The 24,116-nt window shown below is 65.8% G+C and carries 22 protein-coding genes; 13 read left to right on the top strand and 9 right to left on the bottom strand.

The genetic code is table 11. The features are described from left to right. Window positions 1-41 precede the first annotated feature (41 nt). Genes L0976_RS16615 through L0976_RS16605 form a run of 3 tightly spaced genes read left to right on the top strand, consistent with a single transcriptional unit; the run spans window position 42 to window position 3,145 of the window. Window positions 42-1,094, top strand: coding sequence for a sugar phosphate isomerase/epimerase (locus L0976_RS16615; protein ID WP_234188378.1), 1,053 nt, complete (start codon window positions 42-44; stop codon window positions 1,092-1,094). 53 nt (window positions 1,095-1,147) lie between these two features. Continuing rightward, window positions 1,148-2,281, top strand: a complete 1,134-nt coding sequence (locus tag L0976_RS16610) for a Gfo/Idh/MocA family protein (RefSeq protein ID WP_370643701.1) — start codon at window positions 1,148-1,150, stop codon at window positions 2,279-2,281. A gap of 57 nt (window positions 2,282-2,338) precedes the next feature. Next, window positions 2,339-3,145 carry an SDR family oxidoreductase gene (locus L0976_RS16605; protein ID WP_234188376.1) on the top strand — a complete coding sequence of 269 codons (807 nt, stop codon included), beginning with the start codon at window positions 2,339-2,341 and terminating at the stop codon, window positions 3,143-3,145. A gap of 224 nt (window positions 3,146-3,369) precedes the next feature. Here L0976_RS16605 and L0976_RS16600 read toward each other — a convergent pair whose 3' ends face one another. The 8 genes from L0976_RS16600 to L0976_RS16565 form a co-directional block, all read right to left on the bottom strand. Continuing rightward, on the bottom strand, window positions 3,370-3,687 hold the full coding sequence (locus L0976_RS16600) for an IclR family transcriptional regulator C-terminal domain-containing protein (protein WP_203316449.1): 318 nt from the start codon (window positions 3,685-3,687) through the stop codon (window positions 3,370-3,372). After that, the gene (locus L0976_RS16595) at window positions 3,666-4,088 is read right to left on the bottom strand and encodes an ABC transporter substrate-binding protein (RefSeq protein ID WP_234188375.1); all 423 of its coding nucleotides are present in this window, start codon (window positions 4,086-4,088) and stop codon (window positions 3,666-3,668) included. Before L0976_RS16595 ends, L0976_RS16600 begins: the two co-directional genes overlap by 22 nt. 13 nt (window positions 4,089-4,101) lie before the next feature. Beyond that, window positions 4,102-4,773, bottom strand: a complete 672-nt coding sequence (locus L0976_RS16590; RefSeq protein ID WP_234188374.1) for a GntR family transcriptional regulator — start codon at window positions 4,771-4,773, stop codon at window positions 4,102-4,104. 553 nt (window positions 4,774-5,326) lie between these two features. Then, window positions 5,327-6,112, bottom strand: a complete 786-nt coding sequence (locus L0976_RS16585; protein WP_370643695.1) for a transporter substrate-binding domain-containing protein — start codon at window positions 6,110-6,112, stop codon at window positions 5,327-5,329. 59 nt (window positions 6,113-6,171) lie between these two features. Then, entirely contained in the window at window positions 6,172-7,815 is a 1,644-nt protein-coding gene (locus L0976_RS16580) for an ABC transporter ATP-binding protein (RefSeq protein ID WP_234188372.1), read from the bottom strand. Next, a complete protein-coding gene (locus tag L0976_RS16575; RefSeq protein ID WP_234188371.1) occupies window positions 7,805-8,698 on the bottom strand; it encodes an ABC transporter permease in 894 nt (297 codons plus the stop codon). The genes L0976_RS16580 and L0976_RS16575 overlap by 11 nt, the downstream gene beginning before the upstream one ends. Window positions 8,699-8,706: 8 nt before the next feature. After that, the gene (locus tag L0976_RS16570) at window positions 8,707-9,678 is read right to left on the bottom strand and encodes an ABC transporter permease (protein WP_255696025.1); all 972 of its coding nucleotides are present in this window, start codon (window positions 9,676-9,678) and stop codon (window positions 8,707-8,709) included. A 96-nt stretch (window positions 9,679-9,774) separates the two neighbouring features. Then, window positions 9,775-11,364, bottom strand: coding sequence for an ABC transporter substrate-binding protein (locus tag L0976_RS16565; protein ID WP_234188369.1), 1,590 nt, complete (start codon window positions 11,362-11,364; stop codon window positions 9,775-9,777). A gap of 278 nt (window positions 11,365-11,642) precedes the next feature. On the opposite strand from L0976_RS16565, the gene L0976_RS16560 reads away from it, so the two are divergent. From L0976_RS16560 to L0976_RS16535, 6 genes are all read left to right on the top strand, one after another. Next, a complete protein-coding gene (locus tag L0976_RS16560; protein WP_234188368.1) occupies window positions 11,643-12,290 on the top strand; it encodes a TetR family transcriptional regulator C-terminal domain-containing protein in 648 nt (215 codons plus the stop codon). A 91-nt stretch (window positions 12,291-12,381) separates the two neighbouring features. After that, window positions 12,382-13,782: an aminotransferase gene (locus L0976_RS16555; protein ID WP_234188367.1), complete on the top strand. Its 1,401-nt coding sequence runs from the start codon at window positions 12,382-12,384 to the stop codon at window positions 13,780-13,782. A 68-nt stretch (window positions 13,783-13,850) separates the two neighbouring features. After that, the gene (locus tag L0976_RS16550) at window positions 13,851-15,911 is read left to right on the top strand and encodes an NADH:flavin oxidoreductase (protein WP_234188366.1); all 2,061 of its coding nucleotides are present in this window, start codon (window positions 13,851-13,853) and stop codon (window positions 15,909-15,911) included. Between the two features lie 17 nt (window positions 15,912-15,928). Then, the gene (locus tag L0976_RS16545) at window positions 15,929-17,464 is read left to right on the top strand and encodes an FAD-dependent oxidoreductase (protein ID WP_234188365.1); all 1,536 of its coding nucleotides are present in this window, start codon (window positions 15,929-15,931) and stop codon (window positions 17,462-17,464) included. Then, window positions 17,455-18,414 carry an ornithine cyclodeaminase family protein gene (locus L0976_RS16540; RefSeq protein WP_234188364.1) on the top strand — a complete coding sequence of 320 codons (960 nt, stop codon included), beginning with the start codon at window positions 17,455-17,457 and terminating at the stop codon, window positions 18,412-18,414. The genes L0976_RS16545 and L0976_RS16540 overlap by 10 nt, the downstream gene beginning before the upstream one ends. Window positions 18,415-18,436: 22 nt before the next feature. Next, window positions 18,437-19,867, top strand: coding sequence for an aldehyde dehydrogenase family protein (locus tag L0976_RS16535; RefSeq protein WP_234188363.1), 1,431 nt, complete (start codon window positions 18,437-18,439; stop codon window positions 19,865-19,867). A gap of 15 nt (window positions 19,868-19,882) precedes the next feature. On the opposite strand, the gene L0976_RS16530 is transcribed toward L0976_RS16535, so the two are convergent. Beyond that, window positions 19,883-20,812 (bottom strand): LysR substrate-binding domain-containing protein, encoded by a 930-nt coding sequence (locus tag L0976_RS16530; RefSeq protein WP_203316436.1) that lies wholly within the window; start codon window positions 20,810-20,812, stop codon window positions 19,883-19,885. Window positions 20,813-20,934: 122 nt separating this feature from the next. On the opposite strand from L0976_RS16530, the gene L0976_RS16525 reads away from it, so the two are divergent. The 4 genes from L0976_RS16525 to L0976_RS16510 all read left to right on the top strand — a co-directional run bounded on the left by L0976_RS16525 (window position 20,935) and on the right by L0976_RS16510 (window position 24,106). Continuing rightward, window positions 20,935-21,696 carry an ABC transporter ATP-binding protein gene (locus L0976_RS16525; protein WP_304945033.1) on the top strand — a complete coding sequence of 254 codons (762 nt, stop codon included), beginning with the start codon at window positions 20,935-20,937 and terminating at the stop codon, window positions 21,694-21,696. 24 nt (window positions 21,697-21,720) lie between these two features. Continuing rightward, window positions 21,721-22,497, top strand: coding sequence for a transporter substrate-binding domain-containing protein (locus tag L0976_RS16520; protein WP_203316435.1), 777 nt, complete (start codon window positions 21,721-21,723; stop codon window positions 22,495-22,497). A gap of 66 nt (window positions 22,498-22,563) precedes the next feature. Continuing rightward, on the top strand, window positions 22,564-23,283 hold the full coding sequence (locus L0976_RS16515) for an ABC transporter permease (RefSeq protein ID WP_234188362.1): 720 nt from the start codon (window positions 22,564-22,566) through the stop codon (window positions 23,281-23,283). Next, complete coding sequence (locus tag L0976_RS16510) at window positions 23,276-24,106, top strand: ABC transporter permease (protein WP_234188361.1); 831 nt, start codon at window positions 23,276-23,278, stop codon at window positions 24,104-24,106. Before L0976_RS16515 ends, L0976_RS16510 begins: the two co-directional genes overlap by 8 nt. Window positions 24,107-24,116 lie beyond the last annotated feature (10 nt).

Here is a 24,116-nt window from a genome sequence, read left to right as displayed (position 1 = left end):
GGCACGACCACGGCAACCAATCCATCTGAAGGATGACAAGCATGAGAACCATCAAGGGTCCCGGCGTGTTCCTCGCGCAATTTGCCGGCGATGAGGCACCCTTCGACTCGCTGGAGGGGCTGGCCGGCTGGGCCGCCGACAAGGGGTTCAAGGGCGTGCAGATCCCCACCTGGGACCGCCGCGTGATCGATCTCGAACGTGCGGCGGAAAGCCAGGACTATGTCGAGGAGATCAAGGGAACGCTCGGCGAGCACGGCCTCGTCGTGACGGATCTCGCCAGCCATCTGCAGGGACAGCTCGTCGCCCTTCATCCGTCGTTCAACCTGCCGGCCGACTCCTTTGCGCCTGCCAAGGTGCACCGTGATCCCGGGGCGCGGCAGGAATGGGCCGTCAACCAGTTGCTGTGCGCTGCCAAGGCCTCGCGCCGTTTCGGTGTCGATCGCCATACGACCTTCAGCGGAACGCTTCTGTGGCCCTATCTCTACCCTTACCCGCAGTGGCCGGACGGGCTGATTTCAGACGGCTTCGATGAGCTGGCGCGGCGCTGGCGGCCGATCCTCGATGCGTTCGATCACGAGGGGGTCGACGTCTGCTACGAAATTCATCCGACGGAAGACCTGCATGACGGTCTGACGTTCGAGATGTTCCTGGAGCGCGTCGACAACCATCCGCGCTGCAACATCATGTACGACCCGAGCCATCTGGTTCTCCAGTCGATCGACTATCTCGCCTATATCGACCACTACCACCAGCGCATCAAGACCTTCCACGTCAAGGACGCGGAGTTCCGGCCGACCGGCAAGACGGGCGCCTATGGCGGGTATCAGCCGTGGGTCAGCCGCGCCGGTCGCTTCCGTTCGCCCGGAGACGGGCAGGTCGATTTCGGCGCCATCTTCTCGAAGCTGACCGGCTACGGTTTCGACGGATGGGCCGTTCTCGAATGGGAATGCTGCCTGAAGAATTCGGAAGACGGCGCGGCCGAGGGCGCGCGCTTCATACGCGACCATATCATTCAGGTCTCGGAGCGCGCCTTCGATGACTTCGTGAAGTCCGGCGCGGACCGATCCGTCAACAGTGAAATCCTCGGAATCTAAGGACAATGGCCGTGCCGAACAGAAACCTGCCCGACCGTCGTCTTCGCCTCGGCATGGTGGGCGGAGGCGAGGGCGCCTATATCGGCGGCATCCACCGCTTCGCCGCCCGTCTCGACAACCACTATGACCTCGTGGCGGGCGCGTTCGACGTCGATGCCGAACGGGGCCACGGCTTCGCCGCGAAGAATTTCATCGACCGCGACCGCTCCTATGGCGACTATCTCGCCATGGTGACGGGAGAGCGCCTGCGCGACGACCGGATCGACGTGGTGGCGATCTGCACGCCGAACCACACCCATTTCCCGATCGCCAAGGCGTTTCTCGAAGCGGGGTTCGACGTCATTTGCGAGAAGCCGATGACGACGACCGTGCAGGACGCGATCACGCTGCACGACCTGGCGCAGGCGACCGGGCGTTTCCTCGGGGTGACCTATACCTATAGCGGCTATCCGATGATCCACGAGGCGCGGGCCATGGTTGCGCGCGGAGACCTCGGCAAGATCCGCGTCGTGCAGGTCGAGTATCCGCTGGAGTGGATGGCGACGGGCATCGAACTGCAGGGCAACCAGCAGGCGGCCTGGCGCACCGATCCGAAGAAGAACGGACGCGGCGGTTCCATCGGCGACATCGGCACGCACGCCTATCACCTCGCCGGCTTCGTGACGGGATTGAAGGCGGAAGCCGTCGCCGCGGACCTTGCGACATTCGTCGAGGGCCGCGCGCTGGATGACAACGCCCATGTGATGATCCGCTACGAAGGCGGCGCGCGTGGCCTTCTGTGGTCCTCCCAGGTCGCGATCGGCCAGTCGAACGGCTTGCGGCTGCGGGTCTTCGGCGAGAAGGGCAGCCTGGTTTGGCACCAGGAGCAGCCGAACGAACTGATCTTCACGGGGCTCTTCGGCGCCCCGGAGACGATCAAGCGAGGCCGCGACGATCTCACCGACGGTGCGCGCGTGCGAACCCGCACACCGCCGGGCCACCCGGAAGGCTATATCGAAGCGTTCACGAACCTCTATTCCGGCTTCGCGGCCGTCATCCGGTCGAGGCAGAGCGGCGCGCCGGCCGGGCCGCTCGGGGAGGGAATGCCCTCCTCCTACGACGGGCTGAAAGGCGTGGCCTTCGTCGATGCCGTCGTGGACAGCCATGAAAAGCACAATGGCGGATGGTTGCCGCTGCAGTTCGCCTGACGCGCACGCCGGACAAACAGCACAGCGAGAACAACGCTCATGCGAGAGGAACCGCAAATGGCACAGTTCGAAAACAAGATCATCGTCGTGACCGGCGGCACCCAGGGCCTTGGTGCCGCGACCGCGACGCTTCTTGCGCAACGCGGCGCGAAGGGCCTCGTCATCTGCGGGCGCTCCGAGGAGAAGGGCAAGGCGCAGGCGGCCCGGCTGGCGGCTTTGGGTACGGAAACGGTCTTTGTCAAAGCCGACCTGTCGAACGTGGACGACTGCAAGGCTGTCATCGCCGCGGCCGACACGTCGTTTGGCCGGCTCGACAGCCTGGTCAATGCGGCCGGAATGACGAATCGCGGCACCATCCTGAACACCAGCCCGGAACTCTTCGACCAGTTGTTCGCGGTCAACATCCGCGCGCCGTTTTTCCTGATGCAAGGCGCAATCGAGCTTTTCAAGCGCGACGGCATTGCCGGGACCATCGTCAACATATCGACCATGTCCTCGATGGGCGGACAGCCGTTCCTCGCCGCTTATAGCGCCTCGAAGGGCGCGCTCGATACGCTGACGCGCAATACGGCCTATGCAGCGCTTAGAAACCGTATCCGCGTGAACAGCCTCAACATCGGCTGGATGGCGTCCGAAGGCGAGGACAGGACGCAACGGGAGCTGGACGGCCAGCCCGCCGATTGGCTCGCCAAGGCGGTGGTCGCGCAACCGAATGGCCGGCTGATCGAGCCTGAGGAGGTTGCCCGGGCAGTCGCATTTCTCGCATCGGAAGAATCAGGCCTGATGACGGGCGCTATCATCAATTTCGACCAGGCGGTCTGGGGCGCCTATGACAGCCTGCCGCATGCAAGCGCGGCTCTTTGATCGCCCTTTATCGGCGGTCGGAACAGTCACGCCCTGGAATTAGGGGACGACGGTTCAAATCCCTTTCAGACATCGGGCGCTCTAGGCCTGCAATGATGGTGTGCTGCTGGAGATAGCGGCCGCCAGGGGTCGCCTGGAACAACAGGTGGCGACAGGTGCCCGGCTCGGCGATTCGCGGGCCGATGAGCCGCTGGCTTATCTCTGACAGGCGCAGGGACCGTGGCTCAGTTGGTCCGTGCTTTCAGCAGAAGCCCGAGGATGTCTTCCCGTCCGGCAGGGATCAGCGAAAGCTGTTCGGACACGGCCTTTGCCATGCGGCGCGTATGATCCGCATAGAAATCGAACCGGCCCTCGAAATCAACCAGCGGAACGACGAGGCTCATGGTCGCCAGGCAGCGCCCCTCCTCGTTCAGGACGGGCGAGGCAATGCAGGCGAGATGCGGGTCGACCTGGCCGTGAAGGGCGAAGACGTCGCTGCCGCGCGCGGATTCGATCGAGGCCATGAAGTCGTCGGGCGTCATCACCGAGCCATCGCGCAGCACGTAGTCGCTCTCGTCGATGTTTTCGAGTTCACGGAATAGACGACGTCCTCGGCATCCAGCGATTTCCCGTTGTGGAACAGGACATCCTTGCGGATACGGAGAGACCATCGGACCGCATCCGTGCTCTCCCAGCTCTCGGCAAGTTCGGGCACGAGGGTTCCGTCCGGAAGAATTTCGACGAGCTGATTGCACACCGCCACGCCGACGATCCGCTGCATCTGCTGGGTAAAGGCGCGTGGGTCGAGCGAGTTGTCCGAACTGCCCCCTGCCATCGAAATGCGAAGTTCACCACCTTTTCGCGGGGCGGCAGCCCAGCTCACACCGAGGGGCAACAGCAGTCCGGCGGCGGTGCTTCCTGCCAGGAAGCCGCGCCTGGTAAGCGACGATAGGCTATTCGACATGGTTGATCGCTTTCTATTGCTCGTGTTGTCCGGAGAGATTGTTCCGCAGGTCCTGCATGTCGTCGTGCAGACTGCGCTGTGTGTGGATGCGCATGGCTCTCGCCGCGGCGTCTCCATCCCGGGCGAGGATCGCCTCGAAGATCGGCTTGTGCCATTCCAGAAGGTTGATGCGTCTCGGCCAGTTTTTTTCCGACCACCTGTAAAGCCATTCGGTCAGCCCGCAGATGCTGTTGTATTGATGGAGCAGCAGCCTGTTGCCGCTGGCCCGCACGATATCCGCATGGAAACCCAGATCCGCCTGAAGGCGCTCCTCAGCGCCCCCGGCCGCCTCGGCGGCGGCAAGCCGCTCGTAGGAAGCGACCAGCTTCATCCGTTCGTCGTCATCAAGCCGCTCGGCAAGAAGCCGTACCGAAAGCTCCTCGAGCGCCCCGCGAACCTGATAGTTCTCGCGAAGGATTGCTTCATCGACCGTCTGCACCGCCCAACCCGAGTAAGGCCGCCGTACGACAAGATTTTCGGCCGTCATGGCGGACAGGGCCGCCCGGATCGTGCCGCGCGCAACCTGCATCTTGTCGGACAGGTCCTGTTCGGTGAGCCTCAAGCCAGGGGGCAGCGCGGCGCCGATGATCATCCCGCGGAGTTGCTGGGCGGCACGATCCACCAGGCTGAGTTTTTCGAGTTCCATCGCCGTCTCCTTCTGCCGGGCGTCATTGCTGATTGTCAACAATTGTCAATGCGGTCAGAGGATGCTTCGATCGAGCAGTGCCTGCACACCGGCGGCCCATCTGCCCGGCATCGTTTTCTTTAGCCACAGGAACACCAACGACCGAGACAGCAATCGCGATCGTCAGCATCGAATGGAGTTCGGGTAGGTGCTGTTGCGGGCTTTGCTGGATGGCGCCAGGCGCGTCTGGATGCAGGCGGTTTCGGCGCCTCACTCAACGCGGCCGCGCGCCAGCCTGGAGATGGCTGGAGTGGTTCGGAACGGGATGAAGGCGCCTCCCCGGAACGGAGCATGGCCTTGATACCGCGCTCCAGATGCGCAGCCCCTGCCGCCCGTGACCCGGACTGTCCAACCGGGAAGCGCAACCGTCCAATCGTCTTCTTCGTGCTTGTCCGCCCTCCAAATCGGTCGGCACTCCCTGCATGTGACGAAGGTCAGGTCAGGAAACCCCAAGGTGTCACCGGCGGAAACCCGTCCACGATACCTTGGGGCGTCCGGGTCGATCGAGATCGCCTCAGTAGATGTCGAAGTCGAAATATTTCGCGACGATGGTCTTGTAGGTGCCGTTTGCGACGATGGCGTCCATCGCGGCGTCGAATTTCTGCTTCAGCGCCTTGTCCTCCTTGCGCAGGCCGACGCCGATCTCGGTCTGGCCCTCGGCAAGGTCGCCGACGAGCTTGCAGCAGCCGTTGCCGTTGGTTTTCATCCAGGCGGCGAGGTAGAACTTGTCGGCGACGATCCCGTCCAGCCGGCCGTTCACGAGGTCCATGTCGGCCTCGTCCTGCGACGGGTAGAGCTTCACCGTGGCGCCATGCTTGCCGAACAGCGCTTCGGCCTGCTCGGCCTGCGGCGTGGAGGACTGGGCGCCGACCGTCTTGCCCTCGAAGCTTTCCGGCCTGATGTCCTCTATCCCGCTGTCGGCCTTGGTCATGACGGAGAGCTTGGAGCTGTAGTATTTCCTGGAGAAGTCGATTTCCTTCAGCCGCTCCTCCGTGATCGACATGGAGGCGACGATGGCGTCGAACTTCCTCGCCTTCAGCCCGGGGATGATGCCGTCCCAGTCCTGCGCGACGATGGTGCATGTCGCCTTCATCTCGGCGCAGAGCGCATTGGCGATGTCGACGTCGAGGCCCTGGAGCTTGCCGGCGGCATCGACGAAGTTGAAGGGCGGATAGGCGCCTTCCGTCGCGATGTGGATCTCCTTCCAGTCGGAATCCTGCGCGGCGGCCGGCCCGGCGGCCTGGAGGCCGATGGCCAGCGCGGCGGAAACGAGGGCGGCAGTGAGTGTCTTCATTTTCATTCCCCTTTTTTCACTGTGGATTTCTTTCGAGGCACGCCTCGTTCCTGCCCGTGCCGCCGCTAGCGGCCGCTCGCCGCCCGGCTGCCGGCGATGGCGGCGTCGAGCCATCCCGCATCCATCTGCGGCACCGCGGAGAGGAGCTGGCGCGTATAGGGATGATCGGGAGCGGACATGACCGAGGCCTTCGGCCCCTGCTGCACGATCCGGCCCCGGTGCATCACCACGACATGGTCCGCGATGGCGTTCACGGTGGCGATGTCGTGGGTGATGAAGAGGTAGGACTTGTTCATCTCCTTCTGGAGCTTGAGGATCAGCTTGAGGATCTGCTCCTGCACGAGCTGGTCGAGCGCCGAGGTGATCTCGTCGCAGATGAACACGTCGGGATCGGCCGCGATCGCCCGGGCGATGGAGACGCGCTGCTTCTGCCCGCCCGAAAGCTCGGAGGGAAAGCTGACGATATGGCGGTCGGACAATTCGACCATGTCGAGCAGCTCGGCGACGCGAAGGTCCCGGGCGCGCCCGCGCAGGCCGAGGTGGAACGCCAGCGGCCGGCCGACCAGGTCGAGCACGGTCTGCCGCGGATTGAGCGAGGTATCGGCCGACTGGTAGATCATCTGGATGCGGCGCAACTGGTCGCGGCTGCGCTGCTTGAGGGAAGGCGCAAGCGCGGTTCCGTTCAGGCTCACGCTGCCCGCGGTCTGCTGGAGCAGGCCCGCGATGACGCGGGCGAGCGTCGATTTCCCCGAGCCCGATTCCCCGACCACCGCGACGGTTCTTCCGGCCGGCAGCGTGACGGAGATGTCGTCGAGTACCTTGAACGTGCCGTAATGGGCCTCGATGCCGGAGATCTCGAGCATCGGCGCGGCGGGCGGCTCCGCCTGCTTTTCCATGGCGCGCACGGCCCAGAGCGAGCGCGTATAGGGCTGCTTCGGCGCCGAGAGCATGGTTTGCGTATCCGCCTCTTCCACCAGTTCGCCATGGCGCAGCACCATGATCCGGTGCGCCATCTGCGCCACGACGGCAAGGTCGTGGGTGATGTAGAGGGCGGCCGTGTGGTGCTCCTCGACGATCCGGCGGATCGAGGCGAGGACCTCCACCTGCGTCGTCACGTCGAGCGCCGTCGTCGGCTCGTCGAAGACGATGAGGTCCGGCCGACAGGTCATCGCCATGGCGGTCATCGCGCGCTGCAGCTGGCCGCCGGAAACCTGGTGCGGGAAGCGCGCGCCGATGCTGTCCGGGTCCGGAAGCTGCATCTGCGCATAAAGGTCCTTCGCATTGCCGATGGCGGCGGCGCGCGGGGTCAGACCCTCCCGCATCGCGCATTCGATCGTCTGGTCGATCAGCCTGTGCGCCGGGTTGAAGGAGGCGGCCGCGCTTTGCGCCACATAGGCGATCCGGTTGCCGCGAAGCTGCCGGCGGTATTCCTCGCTCTCCTTGAGGAGGTCGCGCCCGTCGAAGACGACGCTGCCGGCAGAAAAGCGGCAGCCGGCGCGCGCGAAGCCGAGGGCGGAGAGCCCGAGCGTCGATTTCCCGGCGCCCGATTCCCCGATGATGCCGAGAACCTCGCCGCGCTTGAGGGTGAGGCTGATGTCGCGGACGATCGGCTGCCATGCCCCGTCGCGCTCCGCCTCTATGGTGAGGTTGCGGATATCCAGCAGGGTCTCGCCGCTGCGGCGGCCGTCGGTGGCGGGGTTATTGGTCATTGCGCAGTCCGCTTGCAATGTCGAGGAACCAGTCGACGACGAAATTGATGCTGATCGTCAGGAGGGCGATGGCCGCGGCCGGCAGGAGCGGCGTGATGTCGCCGTAGCTGATGAAGGTCGCGCTTTCCCGGACCATCGTGCCCCAGTCGGCCGAGGGCGGCTGGATGCCGAGGCCGAGGAAGGAAAGCGCCGAGATGGTGAGGAAGACGAAGCAGAAGCGAAGCCCGAATTCGGCGATCAGCATGGGAAGGATGTTCGGCAGGATCTCGCGGACGATGACCCAGGCCGTCCCCTCGCCGCGAAGGCTGGCGACCTCGATGAACTCCATGGCCGCGACGTTGCGGGCCGAGGAGCGCGCGAGGCGGAAGATCTGCGTGGCGTTCAGGACGGCGATGATCAGGATGATGCTCGGGATGGACGAGCCGAACAGCGCCAGCAGGATGAGCGCGAAGATGAGCTGCGGAATGGCCATCAGCGTATCGGCAAGGCCCGACAGGAGATGATCGAGCCAGGCCGGCGATATGGCGGACAGGATGCCGAGCGTCCCGCCGAGCAGGAAGGCGATGGCGGTGGTGACGAAGGCGATGCCGACGGAGTTGCGCGCGCCGTAGATGAGGCGGCTCAGCACGTCGCGGCCGAGCTGGTCGGTGCCGAGCGGAAACGCCAGGCTCCAGGCCGAAAACGGCTCGTTCGACACGACGTCCGCCTCGCCATAGGGCGCGAGCAGCGGTGCGAAGATCGCAAGGACGGCATAGAGCAGGATGACGGCAAGGCCGAGCCAGGTGGTCCAGGATGCCTTCTTCAGCCCGGCGCGCAGCCATTCCATGCGGGAGCGCCGGTAGCGGACGATACGTACGGGCGGGGACGTTTGGCTTGTCTGCATCGGATCCCTCATCGCGGATGCGCCAGCCGGGGATTGGTCGCGATCGCGATGATGTCGGCCAGGAGATTGAGCAGGATGTAGGAGGCCGCGAAGATCAGGGCGCAGCCCTGCACCACAGGGATGTCGCGCGTGCGCACGGCGTCGACCATCGCCTGGCCGATGCCGGGATAGACGAAGACGACCTCGACCACGACGACGCCGACGATGAGATAGGCGAGGTTGAACGCCACGACCGCCGCGATCGGCGCCCAGGCGTTGGGCAGCGCGTGCCGCAGGACGATGCGCCACGGCGGAACGCCCTTGAGCTTCGCCATCTCGATATAGGGATGGGCGAGCAGGCCGATGATGGCGGCCCGCGTCATGCGCATCATGTGGGCGATGATGCCGAAGCTGAGCGTGAGGACCGGCAGCGCGATGCGCTGGAATATCTCGGCTGCGCCCATGTCGGGCGTGATGCGGGCGAGCGAGTAGAAGACGGGGATCTTGACGGCCAGAAGCAGCATCAGGACATAGGCGACGAAGAATTCCGGAAAGGAGATGCTGGCGAGCGTCGCCGCGTTGAGCGCCTTGTCCAGCCAGCTGTTGCGCCGGATGGCCGCGACGATGCCGAGCGTCAGCGCGATGGGCACGGCGAAGAGCGCGGTGATGCCGGCAAGGAACAGGGTGTTTTCCAGGCGCGGGCCGATAATGCCCGTCACGGTGCGCGGCGTTCCGCTTCCCGAGGAGAACGACAGGCCGAGATCGCCGGTGAGCGCCCCGCCGATCCAGGTCGCGTAGCGCTGGATGGCCGGCTGGTCGAGCCCCAGCGCCTTCTGGAAGTTCGCGACCGTTTCCGGTGTCGCCGCGCGCCCGAGCGTCGTCTTCGCGAAATCGCCGGGCAGGACGGCGATGGCGGCGAAAATGATGAGCGACACGACGAACAGGGTCACGAAACCCGAGCCCAGGCGGGCGAGGATCGTTCGAAACAGCGGGTTTGACAGGATGCCTGGATGCAATGGACGACCTTCCGGTGAAGCTGCGCGTCACCGCCCCCGAAGGGGCGGCGACCGACGATGGTCAGGGCATGCCGGACGGCCTCAGGCCAGCCACCACCTTTCGGCCATCCGGAAGTTGTCGCATTGCAGCATGTTGCCGATCGGCCCGTGGCCGATCTTCTTCGACATGGCGTCGATGAACAGCGCATAGGCGATGACGAGCGCGCCGCCGTCGTCGTGCAGCAATTGCTGCATCTCGGCATAGATCGCCTGGCGCTTGGCCGTGTCCGGCTCGGCCCGTCCGAGCACCAGAAGCTCGTCGAAGCGCGCGTTCTTCCAGGCCGTGTCGTTCCACGGCGCGTTGCTGGCATAGGTGGTCGTGAAGAGGGAATCGCAGGTCGGCTTGCCCAGCCAGTCCACGCCCACGAAGGGCTTGTGCTGCCAGACATTGTCCCAGTAGCCGTCGTCGGCCTCGCGGATGACGTTGATCTCGATGCCGGCCTTGGCCGCATGCTCCTTGAAGAGGAGGGCGGCGTCGATGGCGTTGGGGAACGCCGTCTCGGCGACGGAGAGGTCGAGCGTGAGGCTGGTCAGGCCGGCCTTCGCCAGATGCTCCTTGGCCTTCTCGATATCGTAGCTGTGCACCGGCTCCGGATTGACGGCGAAGGCGATCTGCGGGGCGACGGGATTGTCGTTCGCCACCTTGGCATTGCCGAGGAAGGCCTTGTTGACGATGTCCTCGCGGTCGATCGCGTATTTGATCGCCATCCGCACGTCGGGATTGTCGAAGGGGGCGACCGAGGTGTTCATGCTGAAGCTGAAGTGCCTGAGGCCGCTGACCTTCGATATCTCGATCTCCGCGTTGCGCTCCAGAAGCTTCAGCGTCTTGATGTCGGCATCGACCATGTAGTCGATCTCGCCCGTCAGGAGGGCGTTGGTGCGCGCCGCGACATCGATGATGTTGACGAATTCGACGGTGTCGAAATAGGGCTGGCCGGGCTTGTGGTAGTTCGGGTTGCGCTTCATCCGGACGCTGACGCCCGGCTGGGAATCCTCGATGATGTAGGGACCGGTCGCGACGCCGCGCGCCCAGTCCAGCCCGCCGCCGTCCTTGGCCGGCAGCACGACGAGGTGGCAGTCGGAGACGAGGTAGGGGAAATCCGCATTCCCGCCGGTGAGGGTGAAGACGATCGTGTCGTCGCCGCCGTCCTTGATGTCGGCGATCCCCTCGACCAGCGCCTTCGCCGCCGAGCTCGACGACGGCCCCATGTGATGGCGGAAGGACTCGATCACGTCGTTCGCCGTGACCGGCTTGCCGTCGTGGAACTGCAGGTTCTGCCGCAGCTTGAAGGTCCAGACCTTGAGGTTGTCGGATGCCGAGAAGCTCTCCGCGAGGTCGGGCGTCGCCGTTCCGTCGGCGGCAAGCTCGGTCAGCGCGTTGCAAAGCGTGCCGCCGAAGACGACCTGCGTGAACGAGCTCTGCCAGGTGGCCGGATCGAGCGAGTCCGTCTGCGCGCCGTCGTTGATGGCAAAGCGCACCGATCCGCCCTGCTTCGGCGCGGCATGGGCGGCGCGCATGCCCACCGGCAGCAACGATGCGCCGAGGACCAGGGCGCCGACCCCGCCGATGAATTGACGGCGCGTGGCCGACGGAAAGCCGGCCTGCTGCGGAAAGTCTTTCTTGTCCTGCATCTCGTTCCCCTTTTTCTGACGATAAGCCTGATGCGGCAATGCGGCGGACGACCTCGATGCGAGGCATCGGGCGCCGTTATTTTCGGCCGGGGCCGGGGGAGCTTCCGATGCCGCCAATCTCCGCACTCCCTTGCGAAGGAAACGCCGGCTGACCGCTCCATCCGGGGCCACTATTATTGCACTAGATTGATTGGTCAATAAGATTTTGATCGATCAATCAATTTTATGATTCAAAAAACCATTTGACGACAGTCAGTTAGGTCATTAAGAAAAAATACATGGCGAAAAAAATAAAAGAGATATCAAGTCAAAGTTCGGTGCGGCGCCAGCAGCTTCTGGATGCGGCGCTCAGTGTCGTGGCGCGCCGGGGGCTCTCGGGCATCACGGTCAACGACATCGCCGACGAGGCCGGATGCAGCTACGGGGTGATCGCGTTTCACTTCAAGACGAAGGAGCGCCTGCTGCTTGCCGTGCTGGATCTGCTGGCCAGCAACTACGAGAAGATCTGGCTCGACGCGATGGCCTCCGCGGCGGCCTCGCCGGCCGAAAGGCTGCGGCTCCTCATCGACGTGGATTTCGATCCGCGCGTCGCCAAGACCAAGCACCTTGCCGTCTGGATGGCGTTCTGGGCGGAGGCGCCCCGCGTTCCCGCCTACAAGAAGCGGTGCAGCGAGCTGAAATACCGCTCGCTCGACACGATGGTGACCCTGGTCACCGAGCTTGCCGCCGAGCGCGCGGTCACGGTCGATGCCATGGCGATCGCCCGGGGGCTCTATGCCATTACGGACGGCTGCTGGATCTTCAGCCACGTGACCGGCGAGAATAGCCCGCAGATGCGCGAGCGCTCGCGCCAGGTCTGCCTCACCTTCCTTTCCGCGTTCTTCCCGTCCGACTTCGCCGAGGCCGGGCGGGCCGTTCCGGCCTAGGCGCGCCGCGCCGGGGCACGACGACAAGCAAAGACGAAGCCAGCGGCCGCGCACCATCATGCCGGCCCGAACTATCGAATAGGAAAACATCATGTATGCCGAGACCGGATCGCAGTGGAACGTCGCCGAACTCGAAGATGCGGCGCATCGTCATCTGATCAGTCCCGCCGAGGAGATGTCGAAGCTGGGCACCTCCGGCGGCCGGCCGCTCTTCACCTCGGCCGACGGCATCTATATCCGCGACAGCCACGGCCGCACGCTGATCGACGGCCCCGGCGGCATGTGGTGCACGCAGGTCGGCTACAACAGCCAGCCGATCGCCGACGCCATCGCCGCCCAGGCCCTGCGCATCTGCTACAATTCCCCCTGGTATTCGATCAACGGCCCGGCATCGGAGCTCGCGCGGCGGATTGCCGCCTTCGCGCCGGGCGATCTCGACCATGTGTTCTTCACCACCGGCGGCTCGTCGGCGGTGGATTCGGCCCTGCGCTTCATGCAGTTCTACAACAACGTGCTCGGCCGCCCGGACAAGAAGGCCATCATCTGCCGCATCGACGGCTATCACGGCAGTACGCACCTGACGGCGGCCTGCTCCGGCCGGGCCGGCAACCGGCCGAATTTCGACCTGGCGCTCGACAACGTCTCCTTCATCTCCGCGCCCAACGTCTTCCGCCGTCCGCGCGGCATGAGCGAGGAGGCCTTCCTCGACATGCTGGTGGCGGAATTCGAGGAGCGGGTCGAGACGCTCGGCCCGGAAAATGTCGGCGCGTTCCTTGCCGAACCGCTGCTGGCCTCCGGCGGCATCCTCATCCCGCCGAAGGGCTACCACCGCCGCATCCTCGAGATCTGCCGTAGGCACGACATCCTCTACATCTCGGACGAGGTGGTGACGGGCTTCGGCCGCTGCGGCCACTGGTTCGCCTCCGAGGAGGTGTTCGACATCGTGCCCGATATCATCACCTTCGCGAAGGGCGTCACCTCGGGCTATGTCCCGCTCGGCGGCTTCGTCATCTCCGACGCGGTGCTCGCCCGCGTCAGCGGCGAGAACGCCAGGGGCAGCTTCTACACCAACGGCTATACCTATAGCGGCCATCCGGTGAGCTGCGCGGCGGCGCTGGCCAATATCGACATCATCGAGGAGAAGGGCCTTCTCGCCCATGTCCGCGAGATCGCGCCCTATTTCCAGGAAGAGATCCGCAAGCTCGGCGAGCTTCCCCTGATCGGCGATGCCCGCGGCACGGGCCTCGTCGCCTGCGTCGAATGCGTCACGGACCCCGATGCCGAGGAGGCGACGGACTTCGACAAGGAGGTGGCGCTGCGCGTCGACCGCTACTGCTACGAAGGCGGCCTCATCGTCCGGCCCATCGGCAGCATGTGCGTCCTGTCGCCGGCCCTGGTCATCACGCGCGAGCAGATCGACGACATGATGGCCATCCTGCGCGGCAGCATCGTCCGCGTGCAGGACGAGCTCAAGGCGGAAGGGCGCTGGTAGGGCGCCCGCCGCATGCAGTCGCGCCGGGCGCCCGCCCGGCGCCCTCGTTCCTTCTCGGGGATATTCCGATGGCCGCAACCCACGCCTCGCCCGCAGCCGCAGCCGCCAGCAAGGACCCGCTGCTCCAGCCGCTGCGCATCAAGGGGCTCACCCTGCGCAACCGCATCATGAGCACCAGCCACGCGTCCTTCCTCGACGATGGCGGAATGCCGATGGAGCGCTACCAGCGCTACCATGAGGAAAAGGCCAAGGGCGGGCTTGCGCTGACCAGCTTCGGCGGCTCCTCGATGGTGGACGTGGATTCGAGCTGGGGCAATGGCGGCCAGCTCAACCTCGCGACGGACGCGGTGATCCCCCACCTGCAGGCGTTCTCGCAGCGCATCCATGCGCATGGCGCCGCGCTGATGTGCCAGATCTCGCATCTCGGCCGCCGGGCGGATGCCACCACCCTCAACTGGCTGCCGGCGCTCGCCCCCTCCCGCTCGCGCGAAACGCAGCACCGCGCATTCTCGCGCGAGATGGACGAGCACGACATCCGGCGGATCGTCAAGGCCTATGGCGCGGCCGCCGAGCGATGCCGCGAGGGCGGCCTCGACGGCGTCGAGACGCTGACGGGCGGCCACCTCATCGGCCAGTTCTTTTCCCCGCGCACCAATTTCCGCTCCGACCGCTTCGGCGGCTCGGTGGAGAACCGCGTGCGCTTCGGCCTCATGGTCCACGAGGAGATCCGGCGCCGGCTCGGCGACGAGATGATCGTCAGCATGCGCTTCGTCATCGACGAGGCGAGCGAGGACGGCCTTGGCTTCGAGGACTGTCTGGAGATCGCGGCGATCTTCGAGCGCGAGGGGCTGGTGGACGTCTTCAACTGCATCTTCGGCCGGATGGATACCGTCATCGCGCTCGCCGAACACAACATGCCGGGCATGTCCCAGCCGCTGGCGCCGTTCCTGTCGCGGGTCGGCGCCTTCCGCCGGCATACGAAGCTGCCGGTTTTCCACGCCGCGCGCATCACGGATATCGCCACCGCGCGCCACGCGATCCGCGACGGCCTGCTCGACATGGTGGCGATGACCCGCGCGCACATGGCCGATCCCCAGATCGTCAACAAGATCATGCGCGGCGAGGAGGACCGGATACGGCCCTGTGTCGGCGCATCCTATTGCATGCACAAGAAGGTGAACTGCATCCACAATCCCGCCTCCGGGCGGGAGACCACGATGCCGCAGATCATGGCTCCCGCCGTGCGAAAGCGCCGGGTTGTGGTCGTCGGCGGCGGGCCGGCGGGGCTGGAGGCGGCGCGCGTCTCGGCCGAGCGCGGCCATGAGGTCCTGCTGTTCGAGGCCGGAAGCCAGCCGGGCGGGCAACTGCTCCTCGCCTGCCGCGCCCGCCAGCGCCGCGACCTCATCGGCATCATCGACTGGCGGACCGCCGAACTCGCCCGGCTCGGCGTGGAGATGCGCTGCGACACCTATGCGACCGCGGACGACGTGCTCGCCGAAAACCCGGACGTCGTCATCGTCGCGACGGGCGGCCTGCCGGATGTCGACTGGCTCGACGGCGCGGAGCATTGCCAGACCGTCTGGGACGTCCTCAGCGCGACGACCGAGCGCTCGGGCGACATCATCGTCTATGACGGCACCGGCCGGCACGAGGGCATTTCCACGACGCTGCACCTGAAGGAACAGGGCTGCAACGTGCATCTCGTGACCATCGACGACAGCCTGGCGCAGGAGGTTGAATATTCGACGCGCGCCATCTATCGCAAGCAGTTCCACGAGAGCGGCATCACCGCGACGATGGATCATCACCTCGTCAGGGTGAGCCGCGACGGCGCCAATGCGCTGACCGCTACCTTCCGCCACGAACTGACGGGCGACCTTCTCGACATGACCGCCTCGCAGGTGGTCGTCGAGCGGGGCACCATGCCGCTCGACGAGGTGTTCCACGACCTCAAGGATCGATCGGTCAACGAAGGCGTGACGGACCTCGAAGCGTTGCTCGCCGGCACGCCGCAGCCGCGGCTGGGCGGCGCCGGCACCTTCGAACTGCACCGGATCGGCGACGCCGTCGCCAGCCGGAACGTCCATGCCTCGATCTACGACGCGATGCGTCTCTGCATGGTGCTATGATGGGGCATGGTGCTGTGATGGGCGGGCCGCAAACCGTGCCGTTCGACGTCGCGGTGATCGGCGGCGGCATCACCGGGGCGAGCGCCGTAAACCATCTCGCCGCCGCGGGCTTCTCCACGGTCCTGCTCGAACGCGCGGATTTCGCCGGGGGAACGTCGAGCCGTTCCAGCCGGCTCCAGCATTGCGGGCTGACCTATTTCTCGCCGGGGCGGTCGATCTGGAATTTCCTGCGAAACCCCCGCATGGCCATCGAGCATATGGAGCTGGCGCGGCGCGCGATGCGCGACCGCTCCGGCTTCGTCAGGGAAACGCCCGCGCGGGCGAGGGCGATCGGCTTCTACATGCCGCTCTACCAGCGCGAGGGCATTCCGCTCTGGAAGGCTCGGCTCGGCTTCGCCCTGCTGCGCGCGCTCGATCCCGGCGGGGTGCCGCTCGATTTCAAGCCGATGTCGGCGCGGGAGATCGCGGCGATGCCGGCGCTTTCGCATCTGCGCGACCGGAAGGACCTTTCCGGCGTCATCCGTTTCACCGAATACCAGTTCGACTGGCCCGAGCGCATATGCGTCGATACCGTGCTGAATGCCCGCGACCTCGGCGCCGTCACCCGCAACTATACCGAAGTCACGTCCGTTCGCCGCCAGCCGGACGGCCGCTGGCGGCTGGAGCTTCTGGACAGGCGCACGCAGGCCCGCGAGACGCTGGAGGCGCGCGCCGTCGTCAATGCCGCCGGGGCCTGGGTCGATGGCATCGCCGCGGCGTCTGGCCTGCCGGTGCCGAAAATCAACCAGGGCCTCAAGGGAACGAATGTCGTGGTCCGCCTGCCGCCGGAATTCCGCGGCATCGCCATCGAGACGGCATTGCCGAACGGCGATCCCTTCTATGTCATTCCCTGGCGGGACCTCCACTATTTCGGCCCGCGCGACGAGCCGCACGAGCCCGAAACCGCTGGCTTCAGGGCCGACGAGGCAACCATCCGGGGGCTCCTCGACGATTTCAACTCGGTCTTCCCGGACATCGCGCTGAGCCGCAAGGACGTGCTCTACAGCTGGGCCGGGGTGCGCCCGCGCACGGCCCGCGCCGGCCATCCGGACGGCTGCGAGGCGGTGCTGCTGCACGACATGGCGCAGCACGGCGCGCCCGGTTATTTCGTCTATACCGGCGGGCTCATCATGACGCACCGCCATGCCGGCGCGAGCATCGCGAAGGCGCTCTCCGGCCGGATGGCGCCGAGCGGTCCCGCGCGGGCGATCTCCCATGCCGCCCGGCAGTTTCCGCAGGCGGCCGGCGACGGCATCTCCACAGACGGAGAGGCGATCCCGCTGGATCACCTGCGGTTTTCCGCCGTGCACGAACAGGTCGTCAATCTCGACGACCTGATGTTCCGCCGCTTTCCCATCGGCTGGTCGGAGGGCATGGGGCTCGACGTTGCCGAGGCGGTGGCCGAAGGCGTCAGCGACGTCATGGGCTGGTCGCCCGCAGAGGTCGGCGCGCAGGTCCGGCGCTACCGCGCGCAGGTCGCGCAAGATTTCGGAGTGGGGGAACCATGCGCCTAGTCGACGGTCACGACGTTCATCGCCTTCTCGATTATCCGTCGCTCGTCGCGGCGCTTCGCAAGGCCCATGGCGGCGCCATGCCCGAGGTCGGCGAGCTCTATATGGGCGAACCCGGTGCGCCGGACGGCGGCCGCGGGCTTATCCTGCTGCCGGCCTGGAGCCGGGAGGAAATGCTGGGGGCGAAGCTCGTCAGCATCTTCCCCGGCAATCCGCAGGCGACGCCGCCGCATCCCGCCAACCAGGGCCTCTATGTCGCCTTCGACGGCGTGACCGGCGCGCCGGCCCTGGTCGCCGACGGAACCGCGCTGACGCTGCGCAAGACCGCCGCCGATTCCGCCCTCGGGGTGGATCTCCTCGCAAGGCCGGACGCCGCCACGCTGCTCGTCTTCGGCGCGGGCGCGCTCGCTCCCCATGTCGTAGAAGCCATCGTCAGCGTGCGACCGGCGATCCGGCATGTCTGGATCTGGAACCGCACCGCCGACAAGGCCCGGCAGGTCGCGGCCGGCATGCACATGGACGGCGTGCGGATAGAGGCCGTGGACGATCCCGACGCCGTCCTGCCGCTGGCCGACATCGTCTCGAGCGCCACCATGGCGACGACGCCGCTCGTCAAGGGCGCGCTCCTGAAGGAGGGATGCCATGTCGACCTCATCGGCGGCTGGCGGCCCGACATGCGCGAATCCGACGACGACGTCATTCGCCGCGCCGCGCTCTTTGCCGATACGCGCGATCTCTGCCGCGATTGCGGCGACTTCCTCCAGCCGGTCGAAAAGGGCCTGATGACCTGGGCGAGCATCCGGGCGGACCTGTTCGACCTATGCCGCGGCTCGGGCGAGGGGAGGCGGTCCGCCGGCGAGATCACGCTGTTCAAGAATGCGGGCGGCGCCCATCTCGACCTCTTCACCGCGCAGGAACTCCTGCGCAGGGTGCGGTCGGAACCCGAATATTGATGCCACACGAAGGACCAAGGCCATGATCGACAGGACGGATTTCTACATCGACGGCAAATGGGTCGCACCCGAGGCGGCAAGGCCGCTGCCGGTGATCAACCCCGCGACGGAGGAAGCCTATGCCACGATCTCGGCCGGCTCCGCCGCCGATATCGACAAGGCGGTCGCGGCGGCCCGCAGGGCTTTCGAGACCTGGAGCCGCACGACGCGGGAGGAGCGCCTTTCCGCGATCGAGAGGATCGTCTCGATCTACCGGGCGCGCAGCGAGGAAATGGCCGAGACCATCTCGAAGGAGATGGGCGCCCCGATCCGGCTGGCGCAGGACGCGCAGGCGGCCGCCGGCCTCTTCCACATGGAGGCATTCGTCAGGACGCTGCGGTCCTTCGCCTTCGAGCATCCGCTCGACGAGGCGAACCCGCAGGAAAGGATCGTCTACGAGCCCATCGGCGTCTGCGGGCTGATCACGCCCTGGAACTGGCCGATGAACCAGATCGCCCTGAAGGTGATCCCGGCGATCGCCGCCGGCTGCACCGTCATCCTGAAGCCGTCGGAGATCGCCCCGATGTCGGCCATGCTGTTCGCGCAGATCGTCGACGAGGCGGGGCTGCCGGCCGGCGTCTTCAACCTCGTGAACGGCGAGGGCCATGTCGTCGGCGAGGCGCTTTCCGCCCATCCCGGCGTGGACATGATGTCGTTCACCGGCTCGACGCGCGCCGGCATGGCCGTGTCGCGGGCGGCGGCGGGGAACATCAAGCGGGTCTCGCTGGAGCTCGGCGGCAAGTCCCCCAACCTCGTCTTCGCCGATGCCGACCTCGAGGACGCCATCGGCCGCGGCCTTGCCCATTGCTTCCAGAACACCGGCCAGTCCTGCAACGCGCCGACGCGCATGCTCGTGGAGCGCCCGGTCTATGACGAGGCGGTGAGGCTCGCGGCCGGGATCGCGGCTGGTTATAGTGTCGGCGATCCCGCCGAGGATGGCGACCACATCGGACCGCTGGTCTCGGATCTGCAATTCAGCAAGGTGCAGCAGCTTATCGAAACCGGAATCGCCGAGGGTGCTGTCGTTGTAGCCGGCGGCCCCGGCCGGCCCGATGGTTTTGATCGCGGTTACTTTGTCCGCCCCACGGTTTTCGCGGGCGTCCACAACGCCATGACGATCGCGCAGGAGGAGATCTTCGGGCCGGTGCTGGTCATGATCCCCTTCGACACGGAAGAGGAAGCCATCAGAATTGCCAACGATACACCCTATGGACTATCCGGTTATATCCAGACGGGTAGTGCGGAAAGGGCCCAGCGGGTGGCGCGGCGTATCCGGGCGGGGATGATCCAGATAAACGGCAAGAGCCGCGCTCCGGGAAGCCCCTTCGGCGGATTCAAGCAGTCGGGCAATGGCCGCGAAGGAGGCAAGTGGGGTCTTGAGGACTTCATGGAGGTGAAGGCGATAAGCGGCTAGCGGCGCCAGACGGGTTCAGTCCTTCAAATCACGATGCAATGGTTCAAGCGAACCAAGGCTCAGGAGCCAGTCGCGTACGGCGGCGGCTCTCGGCGTGAGAGGGCGCCCTTTTCTGTAAACCAGCAGGAAATCGTTGCTGGTCGTCTGGGTTTCGTCCAGCGGGCGGACCAGGGCGCCGGCGGTGACCAGGTCGCCGACGGAATGCTGCCAGCCGAGGCCGATCCCCGCGCCGGACAGGACGGCGTGTACGACGAGGATATAGTTGTTGAATGTCGAGACGCCCCCCGGCACGGCATAGTCCACGCCGTAATGCGCCAGGAACTCCCGCCACGTCGCGCCCTCGTGATAGTGGCTGTCGAGGTGGAGGAGATTGTGTGCGGGCAGCGCGTCGAGCGATGATACCGGCCCGTGCTTTTCCAGATAGGCGGGGCTGCATACCGGGAACATCGTCTCGCGCGTGAAGGGCAGGACCTCGTAGCCCGGCCAGTCCACCCGCCCGTTGGTGATCGCCATGGAGACGCCGTCGGCCGGCAGTTCGAGCTTCTTGTCGGAATTGTAGAGCTGCATCTCGATGCGCGCATCGTTGCCCGGATAGGTGGAGATGCGCGGCAGGAGCCAGTAGGTGCCGACGGTGATCGAGGCGTAGACCTTGATGTCGGAGGCCGCCGTCGAATGGATCTCCACCGCCGTGCGCTCGATCTGGTCCAGCCCGCCTTCCACCGAGCGGTAGAGCTTTTCCCCGTCGTCGGTGAGCTGCAACTGCCGGTGCTTGCGGTGGAACAGCGAGGCGCCGAGCCCGGTCTCGAGCTGGCGTATCGCATGGCTGATCGCCGCCGGCGTGACGTTCAGTTCCTCGGAGGCCTTCGTGAAGCTCTCGAGCCGCGCGGCGGCGTCGAACACATAGAGCAGGTTCCCCGAGGGGATGAAGCGACGCATGTCTCGCATGAGCTGAATTCAATCAAATGTGAGTTTTTTTGCTAGTCACAGCCCGGCTTCTTTGCACTAGCAATCTTCGACAGTCAAATCCTGTTTGCAGGATAGCGCGCTGATCGGGAGGGCGGCCGAGGATGGAGATGCTTCACGCGGAAGGGATTCGCAAGTCATTCGGCAATCTCGAAGTCCTGCGCGACGTCAGCCTCACCGCCAACAAGGGCGACGTGATCTCGCTGATCGGCGGCAGCGGCTCGGGCAAGTCGACCCTCCTTCGCTGTCTCAACTGCCTGGAGCATCCGACCGGCGGCAGGATCCGCGTCGACGGCGAGGCGATCGCCTTCAAGCCCGACGGCCACGGCAACATGGAGCCGGCGTCGAAGGCGCAGATGCGCCGCATCCGCGCCCGGCTGGCGATGGTCTTCCAGAGCTTCAACCTGTGGAGCCACATGACGCTCATCGAGAACGTCATCGAGGCACCCGTCCACGTGCTCGGCGTCGAGCGCAAGCAGGCGGTCGACGAGGGTCTGCGGCTGCTGGAGCGCGTCGGCCTCTACGACAAGCGCGATGCCTACCCGGCCTTCCTGTCCGGCGGCCAGCAGCAGCGCGGGGCCATCGCAAGGGCGCTGGCGGTGCAGCCGCTCGCCATGCTGTTCGACGAGCCGACCTCGGCGCTGGACCCCGAACTCGTCGGCGAGGTGCTGAAGGTCATCCGCGCGCTCGCCGAGGAGGGCAGGACGATGATCCTCGTCACGCACGAGATGTCCTTCGCCCGCGAAGTCTCCTCCGAGGTCCTCTTCCTCCACGGCGGCCGTGTCGAGGAGGCGGGGGCGCCGGCCGAGGTCTTCGGCAATCCCAGGTCCGAGCGCCTTGCGCGGTTCCTGGGCAATTTCAACTAGTCTTCCAACAAAAAGGGGAATGAAATGAAGAAATCCATACTGGGGCTGGTCGCCGGCGCGGTGCTTGCGATGGCCGGGACGGCCCATGCTGAAAAGACCCGCGTCGGCTTTGCGCCGGAGCCCTATCCGCCGTTCTGGGTGGCGGATGCGAACGGCAACTGGACGGGCTGGGAAGTCGAGATCATCGACGCCGTCTGCGCCGAGGCCAAGCTCGACTGCGAGCGCGTGCCCGTCGCCTGGGAGGGGATCATCCCCGCGCTGCTCGGCGGCAAGATCGACATGATCATGAACTCCATGCGCATCAACGACGAGCGCCGCAAGGTCATCGACTTCTCCGACAAGTACTACGAGGTGCCGACCGTCGTCGTCGCGGCCAAGTCCGCCGCCATCGACACGACGCCGGAGAGCATGGACGGCAAGGTCATCGGCGTGCAGGTCTCGACCGGCCAGCAGGCCTATGCGGAGAAGAACTTCGCCGCGAATGCCTCGGAAATCCGCGGCTACAACACCCAGGACGAGGCCTACCAGGACCTTGCCGCCGGCCGCATCGACGTGGTGATCGACGGCGTGGTCGCCATGAACGAGTTCCTCAAGTCGTCGTCCGGCGAATGCTGCGAATCCAAGGGTGTCCTCAAGCGTGATCCGGCGACCCTCGGCGAGGGCTACGGCGTCGGCATGCGCAAGGACGAGCCGGAGTTCAAGGCGAAGATCAACGAGGCCATCGCCGCGATCCGCAAGAACGGCACCTATGACGCCATCACCAAGAAGTACTTCGACTTCGACATCTACGGCGGCGAATGAGGCTGCGGCCGAATTCGCCTTTCCACGGATCGATGCTGGAGAACGACGATTAACGACCTGTTCGACATGATCTGGTCTCCCGCCGCGGCAAGCGTCGAGCTGCTGACGGCGGGGGGATGGGGCAGCGCCATGCTCGTCGGGCTGGCGCGCTCCCTGACCATCGCGCTCGGCGCCTTCGCCCTTGGCCTCGTCATCGGCATTGCGGGCGCGCTCGGCAAGCTTGCCGGCGGCGCGGTGACGCGGCAGGCCCTCGACCTCTATACGACGATCGTCCGGTCCGTGCCCGAGCTGGTGCTGATCCTCATCGTCTACTTCGCCGGCGCCGACCTCATCAACGGCGTGCTCACCGCGCTCGGCCAGGCGAAGATCGACTTCAACGGGGCGATCGCAGGCATCATCGTGCTGGGCGTCGTCCAAGGCGCCTATTCGACCGAGGTGATCCGCGGCGCGATCCTGTCCATCCCCTACGGCCAGATCGAGGCGGCGCATGCCTATGGCATGTCGTCCTGGCTGACGCTCCGCCGCATCACGCTGCCGGCCATGCTGCCCTTCGCCCTGCCGGGGCTTTCCAATCTCTGGCTGATCGCGATGAAGGACACGGCGCTGCTCGCCGTGCTCGGCTTCGGCGAGCTCACCCAGGTCACCCGCCAGGCGGCGGGCACCACGAAGGCCTATTTCACCTTCTTCATCGCCGCCGGCTGCATGTACCTGCTTGCGACGATGCTCTCCAATCTCCTCTCCCGTCGGCTAGAAGCCTGGGCGACGAAGGGCGTGGCGCATGTCTAGCCGGTCGGATGATATGGCCCATGGCGGCAAGGCCGGTTTCGGCCGCCTGCGTCTGGATGCTGGTACGCTGACGCCCATCGTCGCGGCGATCGTCCTTGCCGCCTATGCCGCCCTGCGCATGCGCTGGGACTGGCTCGGCGATTATTACCCGCTCCTCATCCGCGGGCTCTTCATGACGGTGCTGCTGGTGGTCGTCACCGCCTCGCTCGGCATGCTGCTGGCGATCCCCATCGGCCTGGTGCAGGTCGTCGGCCCGAAATGGCTCGCGCTGCCGGCGCGTGCGTTCTGCACCGTCATCCGGGGAACGCCGCTGCTGCTCCAGCTCTGGCTGCTCTATTACGGCCTCGGCTCGCTGTTCCCGCAGTTCCCCTGGATCCGCGACTCGGCGCTGTGGCCGATCCTCCGGCAGGCCTGGCCCTATGCGTTCCTCGGGCTGACGCTGTCCTACGCGGCCTATGAGGGCGAGGTCTTCCGCGGCGCGTTCAAGGGCGTGCCCAAGGGCCAGCTCGACGCGGCGCGGGCCTATGGAATGTCCGGCTTCCTGACCTTCCGCCGCATCTGGCTGCCGCAGGCCTTCCGGCGGGCAATGCCGACGCTCGCCGGCGAGACGATCCTCCAGCTCAAGGCGACCCCGCTGGTCGCGACGATCACGGTGATCGACGTCTATTCGGTCGCCGCGCAGGTGCGCCAGCAGACCTACCTGACCTATGAACCCCTCCTCCTCATCTCCGCGATCTACATCGTCCTTGCCGTTGTTATCACCAAGGTCTTCGCCCGCCTGTCGGGCAGGAGCGGGGACAACACCGCCTTCCGCAAATCCTGAATGCAAAGAG

The organism is Shinella sp. NM-101 (assembly GCF_021401195.1).
Taxonomy (GTDB): domain Bacteria; phylum Pseudomonadota; class Alphaproteobacteria; order Rhizobiales; family Rhizobiaceae; genus Shinella.
This window is presented reverse-complemented; position numbering and strand designations above follow the sequence as displayed.